The sequence below is a fragment of the Micromonospora sp. NPDC003197 genome (assembly GCF_053590565.1).
Window position 1 is genome coordinate 100,363 of sequence record NZ_JBSFTE010000011.1, and the last position, 17,880, is coordinate 118,242.

Here is a 17,880-nt window from a genome sequence, read left to right on the forward strand (position 1 = left end):
TGGAGGTTTCTAGGAATACGCGGTGCGCCACCAGTAGCGCACGTGCATTTCGCAGAATGCTGCTTTCCATTCGTACTTGCCGTTCCACCACAGTTGTGGACGAGGATGGACTGGTCGTCGGCCACCACGTAGTACGTGTGGATGTTGGAGACGGTGAGGTTGTGGACGGTGACCTGCGGGACGCTCCAGCGTTCGATGGCCGTAATCTGCACCCAGGTGCCGGCGCTGGTTTGTAGCCACTGGCCAGCCTGAAGATCGGTGGCGCCTATCCACTCACCCAACCCCGGCACCCAGAACGGGTGACCATCGGTCGCGGTGACCTCGGCAGTCTCCGAACCCTGTTCGCCGTCGGTGTCGATGACGACCTTCACCAGGTGCTTGACGCCATCACCCGTGATCGCCGCCGAGGCCGTCTCTGTCTCGGTCCGACCGGTCTCCGGATCGGTGACCACGACCTCGTCACCCGGCTTGACATCCTCAATCGGCTTCGTGGAACCGTCGGCCATGAGCACCCGAGTACCGGGGACGAAACTGTTGCCGTCGGTCGGGCATGAGCCACCGCCACCACCCTCGTCCGCTCGGCCGGCACCGCCGCTGCCGCTGGAACCGCCGTTACTACGGGCGGAACCACCCGACGAACCACCAGGCTTCGACTCCTTGCCACCACCACCGCCGGACTTACCGCCCGCACCGCTGGAGGCTGCTGAGGAGCCCTTCGGGTTGGACTTGGCCTGCGCCTGTTTCTGTACCGGATTACCGGTCTTCTTCGTCGCGTTGGAGGCTTTGTTGCTGGTCGTATTGACCTTGTCAGCGGCCTTCTTCTTCGCCGCCTGAGCAGCCTTCTTCGCCCGCTCGATCGCCAACTTCTTCGCGTTCAACGCCGCAGCCTCAGCCGCCCGAGCAGCCGCCAACACCGCCTCAGCCGCCCGCTTCGCCGCCTTCCATGCCTGGATCGCCGCGATCGTACGATCGATGGCCTTCACAATCTTCGGAAGCTTAGCGATCTTCCCCCAGGGAACCGCCCCGATGATCAAACTGCCACAGGCCCACATATCACCGGCAAAGCAGTTCATCGCATCCGTGATACCGATGAAATCCTTCAACATGGACCACGCCGCGTCCATGATCACCGACATCAACGACCGGCCCATGTTCGACTGCGCCTCGGCAACCTGCGCCGCCGACAAACCCGCACCCGCCAACGCCGCCGCCATCTCCGAAGGCGTCAACGAAATCGACAAACCAGACGGATCCGAATGCGTCACCGGGTTGTTGTGCGCATACGCGTACCCGTTGGACTGCATCGGATCGGCAATGTCCAACACCGGGTCGGCAGACAGGAACCGCCCCACCACCGGGTCGTACAACCGCGCCCCCAACGGCGTGTAACCAGACGCGTCATCCCGCACCGCGCCGAGGAACCCGGTGTTGGTCCGCATGCTCATGCCCAAGGCTGCCGCAGCACGCTGGTTACCGAACGGATCCTGCTTACGGATCCCGACCATCATCCCGCCGCTGAGATGCACCTCCGCATACGGACTGCCCTGATGATCACCAACAAGGGCTATGAGACCGGGGGCGTGGGCACCATCCGCGTAACGCAGTACCGAACCGCCCGGAGTGGCGTATGAGCGCTGGGTGCTCACCTGCACCCCGCCCCGCTGCACGGTCACCTGCACCTCGCCCAGGTTCAGCGTGGCCTGCTGCCCCTGCACCGTCAGCAGGCGGTTGCCGCCGGGCCCGTAGATGTGCCGGGTCTCGTCCTGCGCCTCCCACTGCTGGGCAAGAGCATCGTTGTCGCAGGTTGCCAGCACGATCGGGGTCGAGTTGACGGCCGCCCCGTTCTCCACCGCGGCACAGAGGCTGGAGGCCGGATGCTTGAGGTTGCCCGTTGCAGCGCGCTCAAACTGCTGGGCGGCCGAACCGTCACACCGCTGTAGTTGCAGCGCCGACCCTGCCGTGGCACCGGCCGGCTGGATGCACCAGTTGTCGTGCGCGGAAAGGGTGCCCAGATTGGCGTTGGTCTGGTTCGGGGCCGGCGTAAAGGTCCACTTTTGCGCGATGGAGCCGTTACAGGTGTAAAGCTGAATCGGCTGTCCGGCCACCGCCAGGCTGGTACGAAGGTCCAGGCACTTGCCCGCAAGCCCCACGTATGAGGTACGGCCCTTGCTGCCCGCACCCGTGATCCGCTCGACCTGGCTGTCGTAGGTCCACGACAGCGTCTGCTGGTCACCGTTCTGAATGGAGGTGACGGACTTGGTCTCGCCGGTCAGCTCGTACAGCCGCTGGGCCTCGGCGGTGACCGCCGCGCCCGCCGGGGTGACGTAGCTCTTGGCCACCTTGGTCAGGGTTCGCGGCTGGCTGCCGTCGGCCTTGCCGTAGGTGTAGGTGGTGGTCGCGTCCTTGGCGGCATCACCGGCAAGGTTCTTCTCCACCAGCTTCTTACGGTTACCGAGCAGGTCGTACTCGTACTCCTGCCAGTAGCCCGCACCATCCGGCCCGGCAGCCACATTCACAGCCCCGTCCGCACCGACCGGACCAGTACCACAGGACGTCAGGTCGCTGGCTGTCCACGCCTTCGCCAACTGACCGAGTTGGCCATAGCTGAAGCACTGCCGCTCCTGGATGCCGACGGAACCCTCACGGATCGCGGTGACATTGCCGGCGGCGTCGTACGCGTAGGAGCGGTGCGAGACGAGGTTCCCGGTGACGATGCTCGCATCCCCGGTTTGCTCGCGGTAGACCTGCTGATCGGTCAGAGCCCCGCTGGCATCGTCGTACGAGGCCATGGTCCACACCCGGTACGGCTGCGCGCCGAGCGTGGAGCGCAACACCTGACCGTACGGCGAGTAGATGGTTTCCGCCCCGTACCAGTCCGCGCCGGAGACCGACAGCGGCAGACCGTCCTTGCTGTAGCGGTACAGGATCTTTTCGTTGGGAAAGGCACCCGCTGCTGGCAAGGTCGTCGACTCGGGCAGACCCGTGTCGGTGTACGAGTAGTCGTACCGGTAGGACGTCTGGAGGCCCCATGTGTCGGCAATCGACTGCGGCAGCAGGAGTGTGGTGGACGTCGGCTGGTAGTCGTCGGTGTAGCCACCGATGGTCTGGGTGTACGCCAGTCCCTCGGTGTACCGGGTGGCGATCGCGGGCAGGCCCTTGCCGCCGGGAACCGAGTCGTAGGTGAACTCGGCCAACAGCGGGCCGGTGCTGTTGTCGAGCCGCTGCTGGGTCGGGCGGGACAGCTCGTCGTACCCGTTCCAGGTCGTGACGTTGCGGGCGTTGGTGGTGGTGAGCTGCCGGTCCCGGTGGTCGTACGTGAAGCTGGTGGTGCCGGCATCCGGGTCGGTGGTGATCACCATGCGGCCGCGCTGGTCGTAGGCCCAGGTCCACGGGTGGGTCGGAGCCGCGGAGTGGGTGGCCTTCACCATCTGGCCGCGCGCGTCGTACTCGTACCGCATGGTGGTGAACTCGGTGCGGGCGGCGTCGGTGAAGGTGTCCACCCGGGTGGTCCGGCCCACCGCGTCGGTGAAGAGCCGGTACGACGCAGCCCCCGCCGGGTTGATCACGGTGGAGTGGTCGGCGCCGTATTCGTAGTTGGTGGCCCGCGACGGGGTGTCGACACCGCGCAGGACCGGCAGTTCCGTGGTGACTCGACCGAGGCCGTCGTAGGTGTAGCGGGTCATGTTGGGTACGACGTTGTCCGCGAGCGGTGTGAAGAGCGTGCCGACCGGCGACCCGTCGGTGAGGTAGGCGTTGTTGGTCTGCCAGATCTCGCCGGAGCTGTTGTAGAGCGTGTCGGTGATCAGGCGGCCGCCACCGGTGGCCTGTTCCTGGATCTGCCGCTCACGACCGAGACCGTCGTAGAGGGTGACGGATACCTCGATCCGGCCCTCGTGCCCACGACTGAAGGTGGTGATGTACGGGGGCTTGCCGACGGGGGTGGCGTACTCGGCCCGGAAGTCCGGGATCGCTGTGCTGGACGGGGTACGGCCGGGTCCCCATGCCTCGACGAGTCGGCCCAGCGGGTCGTACTTGGCCTCGCTGACCTACTTGCTCCCTCGCCCTGCTCAGGTTGCCTTGGTCAGGTCGCTGAGCCGGCCTTGCGCCCCATCAGCTTGGCCATTCGGGCGGCTTGGAGCCCCCAGTGCCACTCCTGTTCCACCCAGGTACGACCAGCGGCACCCATCCGGCGGGCCAGCTCCGGATCTTCGAGCAGGGGCACGATCCGGTCGACGAGCTGGACGATGTTGCGGCCGTCGACGACGAACCCCGTCTCGCCCTCCCGGACCGCGTCGGGTGCGCCGCCGGAGTCGCCAGCCACCACCGGCAACCCGGTCGCCGAGGCTTCCAGGAAGACCATGCCCAGCCCTTCCACGTCGAGGCCCCGGTTGCGGGTCCGGCACGGCATGGCGAAGACGTCCCCGGCCGCGTAGTGCGCCGGCAACTCGGCCCACTCCACCGCACCGGTGAAGAAAATGTCGTCGGCGACCCCGGTCTGCCGGGCGAGCTTGCCCAGCTCATCGCGGTAGGGCCCGCCGCCGACGATCAGCAACGCCGCGTCGGGCACCCGGCGACGGATCTCGGGCAGCGCCCGGATCAGGGCGTCCTGCCCCTTGCGCGGCACCAGCCGGGACACGCAGACCACCACCGGCCGGTCGGTGAGGCCGTACCGGGCGCGCACCTCGGAGCCGTCCACGTCCGGGTGGTAGACGTCGATGTCCACGCCGGGCGCGAGCCGACGCAGGTCGGTGAGGCCGTGCAACGCCCGGTCGAGCCGTACCCGGGTGTACTCGCCGAGGTAGGTGACCACGTCGGCGTCCCGGGCGATCCGCCGCAGCAGGGTTCGCGCCCCGGGCAACGCGGCCCAGCCCACCTCGTGGCCGTGGGTCAACGCCACCACCCGCTCGATTCCGGTCCGGCGACGCAGCCCTCGGGCGAGCAGGCCGAGCGGGGCGGCAGCCCCGAACCAGAGCGTGTCGCAGTCGTACTCGATGGCCAGCCGGGCTGCCCGGCGCGCCACCGCCGGGGTGGGCAGCAGCATCTGCGTGTTCTCGCGGATCACCTCGAACGGCTGCTCGGCGTCGAACTTCTCCGCGCCGGCGAAGGTCGAGGCGTAGACCACCAGTGATCCGGTGGGCTGGCGGATCGCCAGGTTGTGCACGAAGGACTGGATGCCACCGGGACGCGGCGGGAAGTCGTTGGTGACCAGCAGCGTACGGGTCACCCGCCGCCTCCTCGGGCATAGGCGCGGGCGGCGGCCATCCGCTCCACGGTGGACGGATGTGTCGCGGAGTAGAGGTATTCCCAGCGGGGCGGATCCGGGTCGCCCAGGTTGATCGTCGCCAGCCGACGCTGCATCGCCTCGAAGGTGGCCGGGTCACCGGTCAGGGCTAGGGCGTGTGCGTCGGCGCGGGCTTCGACGTGTCGGGAGACGAGCGCCTGGGCCGGGGTGGCCACCAGGCCAGCCACGGTGATCAGCCCGAGCAGCAGTGGGAAGGCCCTAGGTTCGGCGATCGACTCGACCCCGGCCAGGCGTAGCAGCGCACCCCAGGAACCGAGCAGGTAAAGGGCGACGACCGCTGCTGCCGCGCCGAGCGCCCCGGTCAGGGTGCCGGTGAGTACGTCCTTGTCCTTGGCGTGCCCCAGCTCGTGCGCCACCACACTGGCCACTTCGGCTGGTGGCGCCTCCCGCAGCAGGGTGTCGTAGACGACGATCCGGCGGGTCGGCCCGAATCCGGAGACGTAGGCGTTGACTGCCCGGGTACGTCGGGAGGCGTCGGCCACCAGCACGTCCCGTACCGGTACGCCGTCGCGGGCGGCGAGCGCGGTCAGTTGGGTGCGCAGCGGACCTGGTTCCATCGGGGTGAACCGGTTGAAGACCGGCTCGACCAGCACCGGCAGGATGAAGGAGAGCAGTACGACCAGCGCGGCGGCACCGGCCGCGCCGAACGCCCACCACCAGTGGGGGGCGAGTCGGGTCACGGTGTAGAAGCCGAGCAGCACCACCGCGCCGATGATGGCGCTGACCGCGTACGACTTGAGTAGGTCGACGGTCCACCCACTCCAGCCCTGGGTGGAGAGTCCGTAGCGGGAGACGATGGCGTGTCGCCAGGCGGCGAAGGGCAGGGTGACCAGGTCGGCGACCAGCACCACGGCCAGCCCGCCGAGTATCGCCTGGGCGATCCAGTGGTCACCGAAGGGCCGTCCGACGAGGCTGACCAGTTTCGCGCCCAGCGGGGTCAGTCCGAGCACCAGCGCGATCAGCAGGCCGATGGCCAGCGCGCCGTAGCTACCGGGGCGCAGCGCGGCGCGGAACTCCCGCCCTCGGGCCACCTCGGCCTGCGGCAGGTCGCCCAGGGCGGCCAGCTGATCCGATCGGGGGGCAGGTGGCCGTCCCCAGGGCACGAGCAGCACGGCGGCGGCGATCAGTGCGACGACCAGTCCGGCGAGCGTCACGGCCGCCCAGCTTCGGGGGGTCACGCCAACCCCCTGCCACGGTCATGGCCCGGGTCGAAGCCACGGTCCGGGTCTTGACTACGGGCCGAGTCAGCCGGGGCACAGCCACGGGCCGGCTCGGGCTCGCCAGCAGCCGTGAGCCGTCCAGTCCGCACGCCGTTCCTCCTTCTCGCCGGGCACCGCGCCGCCCATCCTATTGCCCGGAACCGGGGAACCGGGCGGGCGAGGTACGGGCGACGCGGAGTCAGGCGACCTGCCGGGGACGACGGGTACGCGATCGGGAGCGGGGGCGGCTGGTGGCTCGGGCCGGCATGGACGGCAGTGGCGCCATGGGTATCGGTGTGGGTGGGATCGAGCTGCTCGCGTCGTCGAGCACCTGCACGTCGAAGCCGGCCAGGCTGAACGCCTCGATTGCCCGCTGCTCGTCGGCGGTGAGCCGAGCCTCGGCCGGGGGCGCGTCAGCGGTGCGCCGGGGCGCGTCGAACAGCACGCTGACCAGGCAGTCACCACACGCTACTCCGTGTCCGGTGCAGCCGTTGCAGTCGATGATCATGGTTACCTCCTCGGCAATGGAGGTGGTGCGCGCCGCAAGTTGCGACCCGACCACCGTCGGTTACATCGACGGTAGTTCGGGGGTACGACAAAACCGACGGGCCGGATGAGCCGCCCAAGATCCGTCTGGATCAGACGAGTCGCCTCGGGATGGTCAAGGCGGACGGCCGGCAGCGACCGGTCAGGATCGGGCTAGTCGCCGCAGTAGCGAGTCGGCCCCCAACGGATAGGCCCCGTGTCGGCGTACCCCGTCGGCGACCTCGCGGTCCGAGGAGACCACGACGATCGGCCGACCCCGGGGTTCGGCCCGGACCAGGCGGCGGATCAGCTCGTCGGCGGTCTCCCCCTTACGGGAGAAGAGCACCCGGACACCGCGCGGCGCGGGAGGCAGCCCGTGCATCCGTTCGGCCCCGTCGAAGACGACGGTGACCTCGTCGCCGGTCTGTGCCGCGAGACCGCCCAACCCAGCGATGAGCCGCTTACGCTGCTGCTCCAGGGACATCTCGCCAAATCCGCGCTTGGTGACGTTGTAACCGTCCACCACCAGGTGCGCCCGGGGCAGGGCAAGCAGTTCGTCGAGCCGGGCCGGGTCGTCGGTGTCCCGCGCCCGGCTGGTCGTCGCGGCGGTCGGCCCTTCGGCGTACGCCTCGGCCACCGTGTCAGCCGGCAGCCAGTCGACCGGGTCGAGCGCCAACTCCCGGCGTAACCCGGCGGAGGCCCGGCCGATCGTCTCCAGCAGCAGCCAGAGCCGGGCGTCGTCGACCGAGCGCGCCTCCTTGGCGGTGTGCCGTGCGGCGGCGGCACCGGACTCAGCTTCGGCGAGTTTGGCGCGCAGCCGGCGCAGCTCCGCGTCGTGGTCGTTCGCGGCCCGGGCGGATCGACCCTTCTCGGTGGCGAGCATCTCGGTGGCTTTGCGTTCCCGGGCCTGCGTCTCCCGCAGGGACCGGCCCAGCGTCCGGGCCTCCTCCCGGAGTTGGCCCAGCTCCTCCCGGACCCGGGCCAGCTCGTCCCGCAGCTTGTCCGCCTCCACCTTGGCGACGGCCCGGTCGTGCTCGGCCCGGGCCACCCGTTGCTCGGCGCCGCGGACCAGTTCGGCGACGACCGCGCTGTCGACGTCGGCCTGCACGGCCGCACCGGCGGCCTCGACCTGGTCCCGCCAGCCAGGTGGCCGGACCAGGTAGGCGAGCGCGGCCACCTCCACCGGGTCGGCGGCTGCCGGTACGACGCCGTCGACCACCGCCGCCCCGAGGTCGCCGGCCTCGGCCAGGATCCGGCTGGTCACTCGCTGTCGGAAGAGTGGGTCGCCGGCAAGCTGGGTGGCGATCGCCCCGCCGCCGAGGCGGGCCCGGCGATTGGGCGCGAACTTCGCCACTCGGCGTAACGGGGCGGGCAGTTCGTCGGCTGGCAGTCCAGGTAGGGCCGCTGCGGTCAGCGTGACGATCCGCTGCCGGACCGGCTCCGGCAACGTCGGTTCCGGCAGGGCCGAGTCAGACACCGCCGAATCAGACAGGTCAGCATCAGACACCGCCGACTCAGGCAGGCCCGAATCAGGCACCGTCGCCTCAGGAAGGGCCGAATCAGGCGAATCGACGTAATCGCCCACCACGCCGTCCGTGCCGCCGAGTGGGTCGGCGGCGACTGCCGCCTCGGGGAGGCGGTCGTCGGACGGTTCGGTGAGGGGCATGTGACCAGTCTCCCACCGCGAGTAGGTTCGCCGCTCAGTGACACTGATGATCTCACGGGGTTAGCCAGCCGACACTCTCGGTACCACTGGGACAGAAGTGTCAGGTGAGGCCCGTACCCTGCCGGCGTGGCTCAACCCGGATATGTGCAGGACACCCTGGATGGACTGCTGGTCGACGACGACGGCAACCGCCCCGCCGACACCCTGCCGCTGCACCGGACCACCTTCGTGGTGGTCGACCTGGAGACCACCGGCGGAGCCCCGGACGGCGGGGGCATCACCGAGATCGGTGCCGTGAAGGTACGCGGCGGCGAGCAGTTGGGCGTCCTCGGCACCCTGGTCAACCCGGGTGAGGCGATCCCACCGTTCGTCACCGTGCTGACCGGCATCACCCAGGCCATGGTCGCGCCCGCGCCCCGGATCGAGGCGGTGCTCCCCAGTTTCCTGGAGTTCCTGCAGGGCGCGGTGCTGGTCGCCCACAACGCCCCGTACGACGTGGGTTTCCTCAAGGCCGCCTGTGCCCGGCACGGACACACCTGGCCCAACCCCCGGGTGGTCGACACCGCCGCCCTGGCCCGCCGGGTACTGACCCGCGACGAAGTCCCCAACCGCAAGCTCGGCACGCTGGCCGCCTACTTCCGGACCAGCGTCCAGCCGACCCACCGGGCGCTGGACGACGCCCACGCCACCGTCGACGTGCTGCACGGCCTGATCGGCCGGCTGGGCAACCAGGGCGTGCACACCCTGGGCGACGTGATCGAGTTCGCCAAGGCGGTCACCCCCACCCAGCGCCGCAAACGGCATCTGGCCGACGGCCTACCCCGGGTGCCGGGGGTCTACATCTTCCGGGCCGCTGACGACCGCCCGCTCTACGTCGGCACCTCGGGGGACATCGCCACCCGGGTCCGCAGCTACTTCACCGCCAGCGAGAAGCGGGCCCGGATCTCCGAGATGCTCGCCGCCGCCGAACGGGTCGAGGCGGTCGAGTGCGCGCACGCACTGGAGGCCGAGGTACGCGAGCTGCGGCTGATCGCCGCGCACGCGCCGCCGTACAACCGCCGGTCGAAGTATCCGGAGCGGGCGGTGTGGCTGAAGCTGACCAGCGAGGCGTACCCGAGGTTGTCGGTGGTCCGGTCGATCGGCCCGGACGACGACGCCTACCTCGGGCCGTTCACCTCCCGGCGTACGGCGGAACTGGCGGCCGCCGCCGTCCACGACGCGCTGCCGGTACGGCAGTGCACCCATCGGCTCTCGACCCGGAGCACCATGCCGGCCTGTGCCCTGGCCGAGTTGGGCCGCTGCCCGGCTCCCTGCGAGCACCGTATCTCCGTGTCGGACTACGCACACCAGGCGACCGACCCGTTCCGTACCGCCATGACCGGCGATCCGCAGCCGGTGGTCGACGCTCTGCTCGCCCGGATCGACGCGCTCGCCGCCGACCAACGGTTCGAGGAGGCGGCGGTGGTACGCGGTCGGCTGGCCGTACTGCTGCGGGCCGTCGTACGGATGCAGCGGCTGGCCGGGCTGACCCGGATCGGCGAGTTGGCCGCCGCCCGACGGGGGTCCGACGGTGGCTGGGAACTCGCGGTCGTCCGGCACGGTCGGTTGGCCGGAGCGGGCGCCACTCCACCAGGGATCGACCCACGTCCAACCCTCGATCTGGTACGCGCCACCGCCGAAACGGTGCCGCCCGGCCATGGTCCGGTCCCCAACGCCTCGGCTGAGGAGTCCGAACGTGTCCTGTCCTGGTTGGAACGACCGGACACCCGGCTGGTGCACACATCGACCGGTTGGGCCTCCCCGATCAGGGGTGCGGCGCGGTTTCGTGACTTGCTCGCCAAGGCTGAGGCGGCCACTTTGGTGCGACTCTCCACCGAACGCCCATAAGCATATGGCCGATCGGATAACGTCGACTCACATAGGGTGTTGAGGAAGTGCAGTCCTGCCCGTTTCGTGGCCTGCTTCCGTTCGTCTGGTCGCACCAGCGGGAAGCTGCGTAAGGAGGTGTCTCCACGTGGACCTCGACGCCGGCCACGGGGCCGCCATTGGCGGCGCCCGGCTGACGAAGCCGACCGAGATCCCGCTGGCTCGACGCCTGCGCGCCCTGTTGTCTCGCCCACCGGCCAACGAAGATCCGGTGGCCCAGCTGACCCAGAGCCACCGCAGCATCCACCCCGGTGCCGACACCACTGTGCTGCGTCGCAGCTATGCCATCGCCGAGAGCATGCACCGGGGCCAGTTCCGCAAGAGCGGAGAGCCCTACATCACCCATCCGCTCGCGGTGGCGGAGATCTGCGCCGATCTGGGCATGGACACCACCACCCTGATAGCCGCCCTGCTGCACGACACGGTGGAGGACACCCACTACACGTTGCAGGCCCTGACCGAGGACTTCAGCCCCGAGGTGGCCCACCTGGTCGACGGCGTCACCAAGTTCGACAAGGCGTTCTACGGCAAGGCCGCCGAGGCGGAAACCATCCGCAAAATGATCATCGCGGCCGGCCGGGACGTCCGAGTGATGATCATCAAGCTGGCCGACCGACTGCACAACATGCGTACCCTTGGCGTCCGCTCCCCCGCCTCCCGGGCCCGGATCGCCCGCGCCACCCAGGAGGTGCTGGTCCCCCTCTGCGACCGGCTCGGCATCCAGTGGCTCAAGCGCGAACTGGACGACGTGGTCCTCGAACATCTCGAACCCGAGGAATACGAGCGGATCGACCGGTACGTCAAGGAGCGCGGAAGCTGGGACGGTTACCTCAAGGCGGTGATCGGCCCGACCGAGGCCACCCTCAAACGGGACCGGGTCGTCGCGACGATCACCCCCCGACCTCGGCACTACTACTCGATCTGGAAGGACACCGTCGCCGGGCAGCACGTGACCCCCTTCGACCTGCCCCGGATCGCAATCGTCGTGGACGGGCCGGAGACCGACTGTTATGCGGCCCTCGGTGCCGTACACAGCCGGTGGCGGCCGGTCCCCGGTCGATTCAAGGACTTCATCGCATCCCCGAAGAACAACCTCTACCGCTCCCTGCACACCAGCGTCATCGGTCCGGACGGCACCACGGTCGAGGTGCTCATCCGTACTGTGGCGATGCACCGGCTGGCCGAGTACGGCATCGCCGCGCAGTACCGCTTCCCGCAGCCGAACGCCTCCGCCGCCGCATCTGCCGCCGCTCGGGCCGAGCAGCTCGACTGGCTGCGTCGGGTCCTCGACTGGGAGCCGGACACCGCCGATCCGGCGCAGTTCCTCCAGTCGCTGCGCTGTGACCTCTCCGAAGCCCAGATCCAGGTCTTCACCGAGGGCCGCCCGGTCGTGCTGCCAGCCGGTTCCACCCTGGTCGACCTGGCCTACGAACTGGGCACCGAACGCGGTGACCACTGCCTGGCGGCGAAGATCAACGGCCGGTTGGCCCCGCTCTCGTCACAGCTCGACGAGGGCGACGTGGTGGAGATCTTCACCGAGGCCGACGGGCGCACCGAGTTCGACGTCGCGGTCGCCCGGCCCGGCCCCCGCCGGGAATGGCTCGGCTTCGTCAAGTCGCCCCAGGCCCGAATGCAGATCAACCGGTGGTTCGCCGAGCACCACGAGCCCGGGATCTCGGTCATCGACAAGATCCGGCTTGGCCGCTCGACGATCGGGCTGGCCCTGCGCAAGCACAACCGTGGCCTGAAGAACGACACACCGCTACGTCAACTCGCGGAAGAACTGGGCTACCCCGACCTGGACACCATGCTGGTCGCGGTCTTCGACCGGGCGATCGAGCCCGATACGGTGGTCGAGCAGCTCATCGCCCAGGTCGACCAGCGCCCCTAGCCCCTGACCGCCCCAACCCTCACCCACCTGCCCGCCGACCTCTAGCCTGGCCTCGTGATCATTCGCCGCTCGCCCGCCCGCGCCCTCCTGTACGGCGTCTTCTACCGGCTGCCCGTCCCCGTACGACGGCGGCTGGTCCGGCTCACCGTGCGAAAGTACGTCGTAGGCGCGGTCACCCTGGTCTTCGACGCCGAAGCGGAGGCACCCGGCCGGATCCTGTTGCTCCGCCAGCCGTCCGGCCCCGGCTGGGGACTGCCCGCCGGGTTGTTGAACCGCGCGGAAGCACCCATCGTCGGCGCAGCCCGAGAACTACGGGAGGAGACCGGCGTCGCACTGGACCCGACGGAGCTCCGGCCGGCCGTACCGAACGCCGTGGTGCACGCCAAGGGCTGGGTGGATGTGGTGTTCGAGGCCCGGGTGCCAGCGTCCACGACCGACCTGGTGGTGGACGGTGCCGAGGTGTACGAGGCGGCCTGGCATCCCCTCGACGACCTGCCCCGGCTGACCCGGGCCACCGGTGTCCTGCTCGGCCACTACGGCATCGGCCCGCGCGCCGGGGAGTTCGGTCCCTCCCCCGCCTCCTCATGAGCACCCCAGCAGCCGCGACCCCGACCCAAGCAGCCCCGGCACCGGCACCGGCGACGTCACTGTTGCCCGACGGGATCTGCGCGGTCGTGGTCGCCGCCGGGGAAGGCACCCGGCTGCGGCCGTTGACCGAACACCGCCCCAAGGCACTGTGCCCGGTGGGCAACGTACCGCTGCTGGACCGGGTGTTGGCCCGGCTGGCCGGACTTGAGCTCACCGGACCGGACCGGGTCGCTGTCAACGCCTGTTACCTCGGCGAACAGGTGGTCGAGCACGTGGGGGCGCGCGCCCACCTGTCGGTGGAGTCCGGCGGCCTACTCGGTACGGCCGGCGCCCTGGCCAACCTGCGAAACTGGATCGACGGGCGCGGCGTACTGGTCGGCAACGCCGACGGCTACCTGGCCGATCCGCCGACCCTACCCGGGCCGGACATCGCCGCCCTGCTCGCCGGCTGGGACGGTCGGAGCGTACGACTGCTGGGCCAGCCGATCACCGGCCCGGACGAGCCGGGCAGCTTCAGTGGGTACCGGTTCGCCGGCTGGTCGCTGCTGCCCTGGCACCGGGTACGCGACCTGCCGCTGGAGCGGGCCGAGCTGGTCCGGGCGGTGTGGCGACCGGCGGAGGCGGCCGGCGAACTGACCGTCGTCGGCTTCTCCGGCACCTACCTCGACACCGGAACCCCGGCCGACTATCTCGCTGCCAACCTGCACGCGGCGGCCGGGGAGAGTCTGATCCATCCCACCGCGACGGTGACCGGCGTCTGCCATCAGTCAGTCGTCGGGGCCGGGGCGGTGGTACGGGGCAGCATCACCCGGTCGGTCGTCTGGCCGGGCGGCGAGGTGGCCGAGGGCGAGCTGTTGACCGAGGTGCTGCGCCTCGGCCGGGACGTGACCGTGCCGGCGGGCCGGTGACGAACTGCCGGTGAGCCGGTGACGAACCGCCGGCGGGCTGGTGACGAATTGCCGGCCCACTGTGCACCGGCCGGTGCCGGGTCACCCGCCGGCCGACCCGGGTCGGCCGGCGGGGTGCCGGTAGCACGTCCGGCGGTCCGGTCGACCATCTAGCATGAGCCACGATGCCGACGTAGGCCGCGAACGGGAGGACCACCTTGATCACCGCGATCGTTCTGATCGACTGTGCTACCGACTCGATCCCTGAGGTGGCTGAGGCGTTGGCCGCCCTACCCGGGGTCAGTGAGGTCTATTCGGTCGCCGGCCACGTCGACCTGATCGCGATGGTCCGGGTACGCGAGTTCGACGAGATCGCCAAGGTGATCGCCGGGCGGATCTCCAAGGTGCCCGGGGTGCTCAACACCGAGTCGCACATCGCCTTCCGGGCCTACTCCCAGCACGACCTCGAAGAGGCGTTCGCCATCGGGCTCGCCAACGCGGACTGACCGGCCGCCAGCCGCCCCACCTACCTGCCGCCGGCCGCCCCCTACTCCCCCGGTCATCGGCCCCCGTACGCTGTGCCGGTGGAAGTTACTCCGGAGTACACGCAGGAGTTCGTGGACGTCCCCGGCGGCCGCCTCGGGGTGCAGGTCTATCCCGAGCCGGACGGCGTGGTCGGGGCACCCATCGTGGTGATCTGCCCGGCCATGGGGGTACGCGCACGCTACTACCGGCCGTTCGCGGCGGCGCTGCGCGAGGCCGGGCTGGCCGTCGTGGTGGCCGACCTGCGGGGCACCGGAGCCAGTACGCCGGCACCGAGTCGCGCCGACCGCTACGGCTACGCCGACTTGGTCACCGACGTCGGGGCGGTGCTGGAGAGCCTCAAGTCCCGCCTCGACGGGCGTACCCGGCTGCTGCTGGGGCACTCGCTGGGCGGGCAGGCCGCCCTGCTGCACCTCGCCCTCGCCGAGGAGAAGATGGTGGACGGGCTCGCCCTGCTGGCCGTCGGTGTGCCGTACTGGCGGGCCTATTCCGACCTGCGGCGCTACGCTCTGCTGCCGTACAGCCAGGGCATCGCCGCCGCCACTGCCGTACTGGGGGTTTGGCCCGGCTGGGGTTTCGGTGGCCGGCAGGCCCGTGGGGTGATCCGGGACTGGGCCTACACCGCCCGTACCGGCCGATTCCCGATCCTCGACGGAGTCGACCCGGAGGCGGCCCTCCGGTCGGTACGGACCCCGATCCTGGCGGTGAGCGTGGACGACGACCAGTTCACCCCGCACGAGACGCTCGACCATCTGTGCGGCAAGCTGACCGACGCCCCGATCCGCCGGGAGCGTTACACCACGGCAGAGGCCGGCGGCCCCCTGGATCATTTCACCTGGGTACGAGCTTCTGCTCCGCTCGCCGCCCGGGTGGCAGGGTTTGCCGCCGGCCTGACCGCAACTGATCCGCAGATCAGCTGACCGTTGGTGCTGGCACTGTCGGGGTGACGCCAGGTCCCTGGGTGCCCGTACCACTCGGACTCGGGGTGCTCGTACCGCCCGGACTCGGGGTGCCCGGAGTGGGCGTACCCGGCCGTGGGGTACCCGTACCACTCGGGCTCGGTGTGCCCGGCACGGTCACGCCCAGCCGCTGAGCCAGTGCGATGAGTGCCTCATGGTGTGCCTGGAGCACCGGCAACGCGTCCTGTGCCACCTGTCTCACCATCGAATCCACACCCTGAGCCAGTTCGGACTGCACCAGTTGCACAGCCTGCGCGTGCGCGGTCAACTGGGACGAAACCCACTGTGTGTCGAACGCCTTACCGCTCAGCCCGCGCAACTGTTTCAGGACGGTCTCCTGCTCGGCGCTCGGCGCGTTCGGCAGGCTCACCCCCACCGACTTGGCGGTGTTCTGCACCGTCTGGTCCAGCTGCGTATGGTCCGTCACGAACCGTGCCCCCAGGTCCTTGACCTGCTGGTTCGCACCCTTCTGCTGGGCCAGGTTACCGGCGGCGATCTCCATCAGGTTCACCTGGTGGATCGCCTTCAGGAACTGTTGATCCTGTGTCGACGGCGCTGCAACGTGCGGTGCCGACATGGCACTGTGCGCCGCGGTCGCCGGTGCCAGGCACAGCACCACCAGCCCGGCCAGTGACGCCAGGCGTTTGACCCCCAACATTCTGATCCCCCCCTCGAATGGCTGAACCTCGGGCGTACCCGCGTGATAGGCATCCACGCGGGATCAACCCGGACCATCCCGATGAAATCGGGGAGATGTGAAGCTCTACGACCGAAAGGGTTATTTGTCCGAATGTTCGGCCGTCTGGGCGGCCCGAGCCACCTCGATCCAGCGGTCCAGCACCTGGCCGGCCGCGCCGGAGTCGATCGACTCGGCCGCGCGCCGCATCCCGCCTCGGATCGCGGTGGCGAGGTCGCCACCGAGACCACCCTGGGTGGCCAACGCCACGGCGGAGTTGACCAGAACGGCATCCCGTACCGGTCCCGACTCCCCGGCAAGGAGCCCGCGCGCGACTTCGGCGTTGAACGCCGCGTCACCACCGCGCAGATCACCCGGCGCGGACCGGGCAACGCCGAGGTCGGCGACGTCCACCACGCTCTCGGTCACCTGGCCCTGATGGGCCACCCAGACCCGGGTGGGGGCGGCAGTGCTGAACTCGTCGAGCCCGTCCTCCCCCCGCATCACCACCACCGAGTCGCCACGACCAGCGAAGACACTCGCCATCACGGAAGCCATCCGGGCGTCGAAGCAGCCGACGGCGGCTGAGCGGGGGCGGGCCGGGTTGGTCAGCGGGCCGAGGAAGTTGAAGGCGGTGGGCACGCCGAGTTCGCGTCGAGGGCTCGCCGTGTGCCGGTAGCCGGGGTGGAACCGGGGGGCGAAGCAGAACCCGATGCCGGCCTCGGCGACACACCGGGCCACCCCCGCCGGGCCGAGGTCCAGCGGTACGCCCAGGAACTCCAACAGGTCGGCGGCACCGCAGGAGGAGGAGGCAGCCCGGTTGCCGTGCTTGACCACCCGGACCCCGGCACCGGCCACCACCATGGCGGTCATCGTGGAGATGTTCACCGTGTGGGCCCGGTCACCGCCGGTACCGACGACGTCGAGGGCGCTCTGCCGCAGCTCCTCCGGAAGGTCCACCGGAACGGCTTCGGCCAACATGGTCTCGACCAGACCGGCCAGCTCGGCCGGGGTTTCCCCCTTGGCCCGCAACGCCACGGCGAACCCGGCGATCTGGGCCGGGGTAGCCGACCCCGACATGATCTCGCCCATCGCCCAGGCGGTGTCGGCGGTGGAGAGTTCCTCGCTGCCCAGCAGCGCGTTGAGCAGGTTGGACCAGGTCCGTTCGCCCATGATGGGCCTCCCGAGCGGGCGGTGGATCGGCGGATACGGCGGTACGGCCGCCAGCGCTGCCGGGTCAGGCAGCGGTGGTCGCGCCGCTGTCGGTGGAGCGCAGCAGGCTGGCCACGGTCTGGCCGGTGGTCACGGGGTCGAGCGGGTGCACCAGGGTCGCTTCGACCTCGGCGTACGCGGCGAGCCAGCGGTCGGCGGCCCGGGCGATCACCAGACAGGTCGGCGGGGCGTCGGTGCGCTCGTCCTTGATCTGCCGGGCGATGCCGATGCCTCCCGCCGGCTTGGCCTCGCCGTCCAACAGCAGCAGGTCGATCTCGTAGTCGTCGACCAGCTGGAGGCACTCGGCGTAGCTGGTTGCCTCGACGAACTCGACCTTCAGGTCGCTGGCCGGCCGGGTGCCGACGGCGAGCCGCATCCGGTCCCGGACCTGCGGGTCGTGGCTGTAGAGCAGGACGGTGTAAAGACGATCGGTCATCAGTCGCATGGCTCCCGCGTCGGTGGGGTGGTTCACCACGTCCAACGGACTTGGGCTGGTGGACGACCCC

13 protein-coding genes and 1 pseudogene are annotated in these 17,880 nt (G+C 69.9%); 6 read left to right on the top strand and 8 right to left on the bottom strand.

The window, feature by feature from the left end:
- Positions 1-80 precede the first annotated feature (80 nt).
- From ACWDV4_RS14670 to ACWDV4_RS14690, 5 genes and pseudogenes are all read right to left on the bottom strand, one after another.
- Positions 81-4,046: pseudogene (locus ACWDV4_RS14670) on the bottom strand (ricin-type beta-trefoil lectin domain protein); the annotation flags it as partial.
- Positions 4,047-4,081: 35 nt separating this feature from the next.
- Entirely contained in the window at positions 4,082-5,224 is a 1,143-nt protein-coding gene (locus ACWDV4_RS14675; protein WP_449978452.1) for a glycosyltransferase family 4 protein, read from the bottom strand.
- A complete protein-coding gene (locus ACWDV4_RS14680; RefSeq protein WP_449978454.1) occupies positions 5,221-6,480 on the bottom strand; it encodes a M48 family metallopeptidase in 1,260 nt (419 codons plus the stop codon). Before ACWDV4_RS14680 ends, ACWDV4_RS14675 begins: the two co-directional genes overlap by 4 nt.
- A 220-nt stretch (positions 6,481-6,700) precedes the next feature.
- On the bottom strand, positions 6,701-7,009 hold the full coding sequence (locus ACWDV4_RS14685; RefSeq protein ID WP_449978457.1) for a hypothetical protein: 309 nt from the start codon (positions 7,007-7,009) through the stop codon (positions 6,701-6,703).
- A 180-nt stretch (positions 7,010-7,189) separates the two neighbouring features.
- Positions 7,190-8,692, bottom strand: a complete 1,503-nt coding sequence (locus tag ACWDV4_RS14690) for an NYN domain-containing protein (RefSeq protein WP_449978460.1) — start codon at positions 8,690-8,692, stop codon at positions 7,190-7,192.
- Positions 8,693-8,818: 126 nt separating this feature from the next.
- Here ACWDV4_RS14690 and ACWDV4_RS14695 point away from each other — a divergent pair, with 126 nt between their 5' ends.
- The 6 genes from ACWDV4_RS14695 to ACWDV4_RS14720 all read left to right on the top strand — a co-directional run bounded on the left by ACWDV4_RS14695 (position 8,819) and on the right by ACWDV4_RS14720 (position 15,447).
- Positions 8,819-10,579 (top strand): DEDD exonuclease domain-containing protein, encoded by a 1,761-nt coding sequence (locus ACWDV4_RS14695; RefSeq protein ID WP_449978463.1) that lies wholly within the window; start codon positions 8,819-8,821, stop codon positions 10,577-10,579.
- Positions 10,580-10,706: 127 nt separating this feature from the next.
- On the top strand, positions 10,707-12,509 hold the full coding sequence (locus ACWDV4_RS14700; RefSeq protein WP_449978465.1) for a RelA/SpoT family protein: 1,803 nt from the start codon (positions 10,707-10,709) through the stop codon (positions 12,507-12,509).
- 57 nt (positions 12,510-12,566) lie between these two features.
- Positions 12,567-13,097, top strand: coding sequence for an NUDIX hydrolase (locus ACWDV4_RS14705; RefSeq protein WP_449978709.1), 531 nt, complete (start codon positions 12,567-12,569; stop codon positions 13,095-13,097).
- Positions 13,094-14,005, top strand: a complete 912-nt coding sequence (locus tag ACWDV4_RS14710; RefSeq protein WP_449978468.1) for a nucleotidyltransferase family protein — start codon at positions 13,094-13,096, stop codon at positions 14,003-14,005. The genes ACWDV4_RS14705 and ACWDV4_RS14710 overlap by 4 nt, the downstream gene beginning before the upstream one ends.
- A 197-nt stretch (positions 14,006-14,202) precedes the next feature.
- On the top strand, positions 14,203-14,490 hold the full coding sequence (locus tag ACWDV4_RS14715; protein WP_184536765.1) for an Lrp/AsnC family transcriptional regulator: 288 nt from the start codon (positions 14,203-14,205) through the stop codon (positions 14,488-14,490).
- 78 nt (positions 14,491-14,568) lie between these two features.
- Positions 14,569-15,447: an alpha/beta hydrolase family protein gene (locus ACWDV4_RS14720; RefSeq protein WP_449978472.1), complete on the top strand. Its 879-nt coding sequence runs from the start codon at positions 14,569-14,571 to the stop codon at positions 15,445-15,447.
- Here the strand turns inward: ACWDV4_RS14720 and ACWDV4_RS14725 are convergent.
- The 3 genes from ACWDV4_RS14725 to ACWDV4_RS14735 all read right to left on the bottom strand — a co-directional run bounded on the left by ACWDV4_RS14725 (position 15,440) and on the right by ACWDV4_RS14735 (position 17,810).
- Positions 15,440-16,144 carry a DUF4142 domain-containing protein gene (locus ACWDV4_RS14725; protein ID WP_449978474.1) on the bottom strand — a complete coding sequence of 235 codons (705 nt, stop codon included), beginning with the start codon at positions 16,142-16,144 and terminating at the stop codon, positions 15,440-15,442. The two genes, ACWDV4_RS14720 and ACWDV4_RS14725, sit on opposite strands and share 8 nt — an antisense overlap.
- A 120-nt stretch (positions 16,145-16,264) precedes the next feature.
- Positions 16,265-17,335 carry an anthranilate phosphoribosyltransferase gene (trpD, locus tag ACWDV4_RS14730; RefSeq protein WP_449978477.1) on the bottom strand — a complete coding sequence of 357 codons (1,071 nt, stop codon included), beginning with the start codon at positions 17,333-17,335 and terminating at the stop codon, positions 16,265-16,267.
- A gap of 64 nt (positions 17,336-17,399) precedes the next feature.
- The gene (locus ACWDV4_RS14735; protein ID WP_449978480.1) at positions 17,400-17,810 is read right to left on the bottom strand and encodes a hypothetical protein; all 411 of its coding nucleotides are present in this window, start codon (positions 17,808-17,810) and stop codon (positions 17,400-17,402) included.
- Positions 17,811-17,880 lie beyond the last annotated feature (70 nt).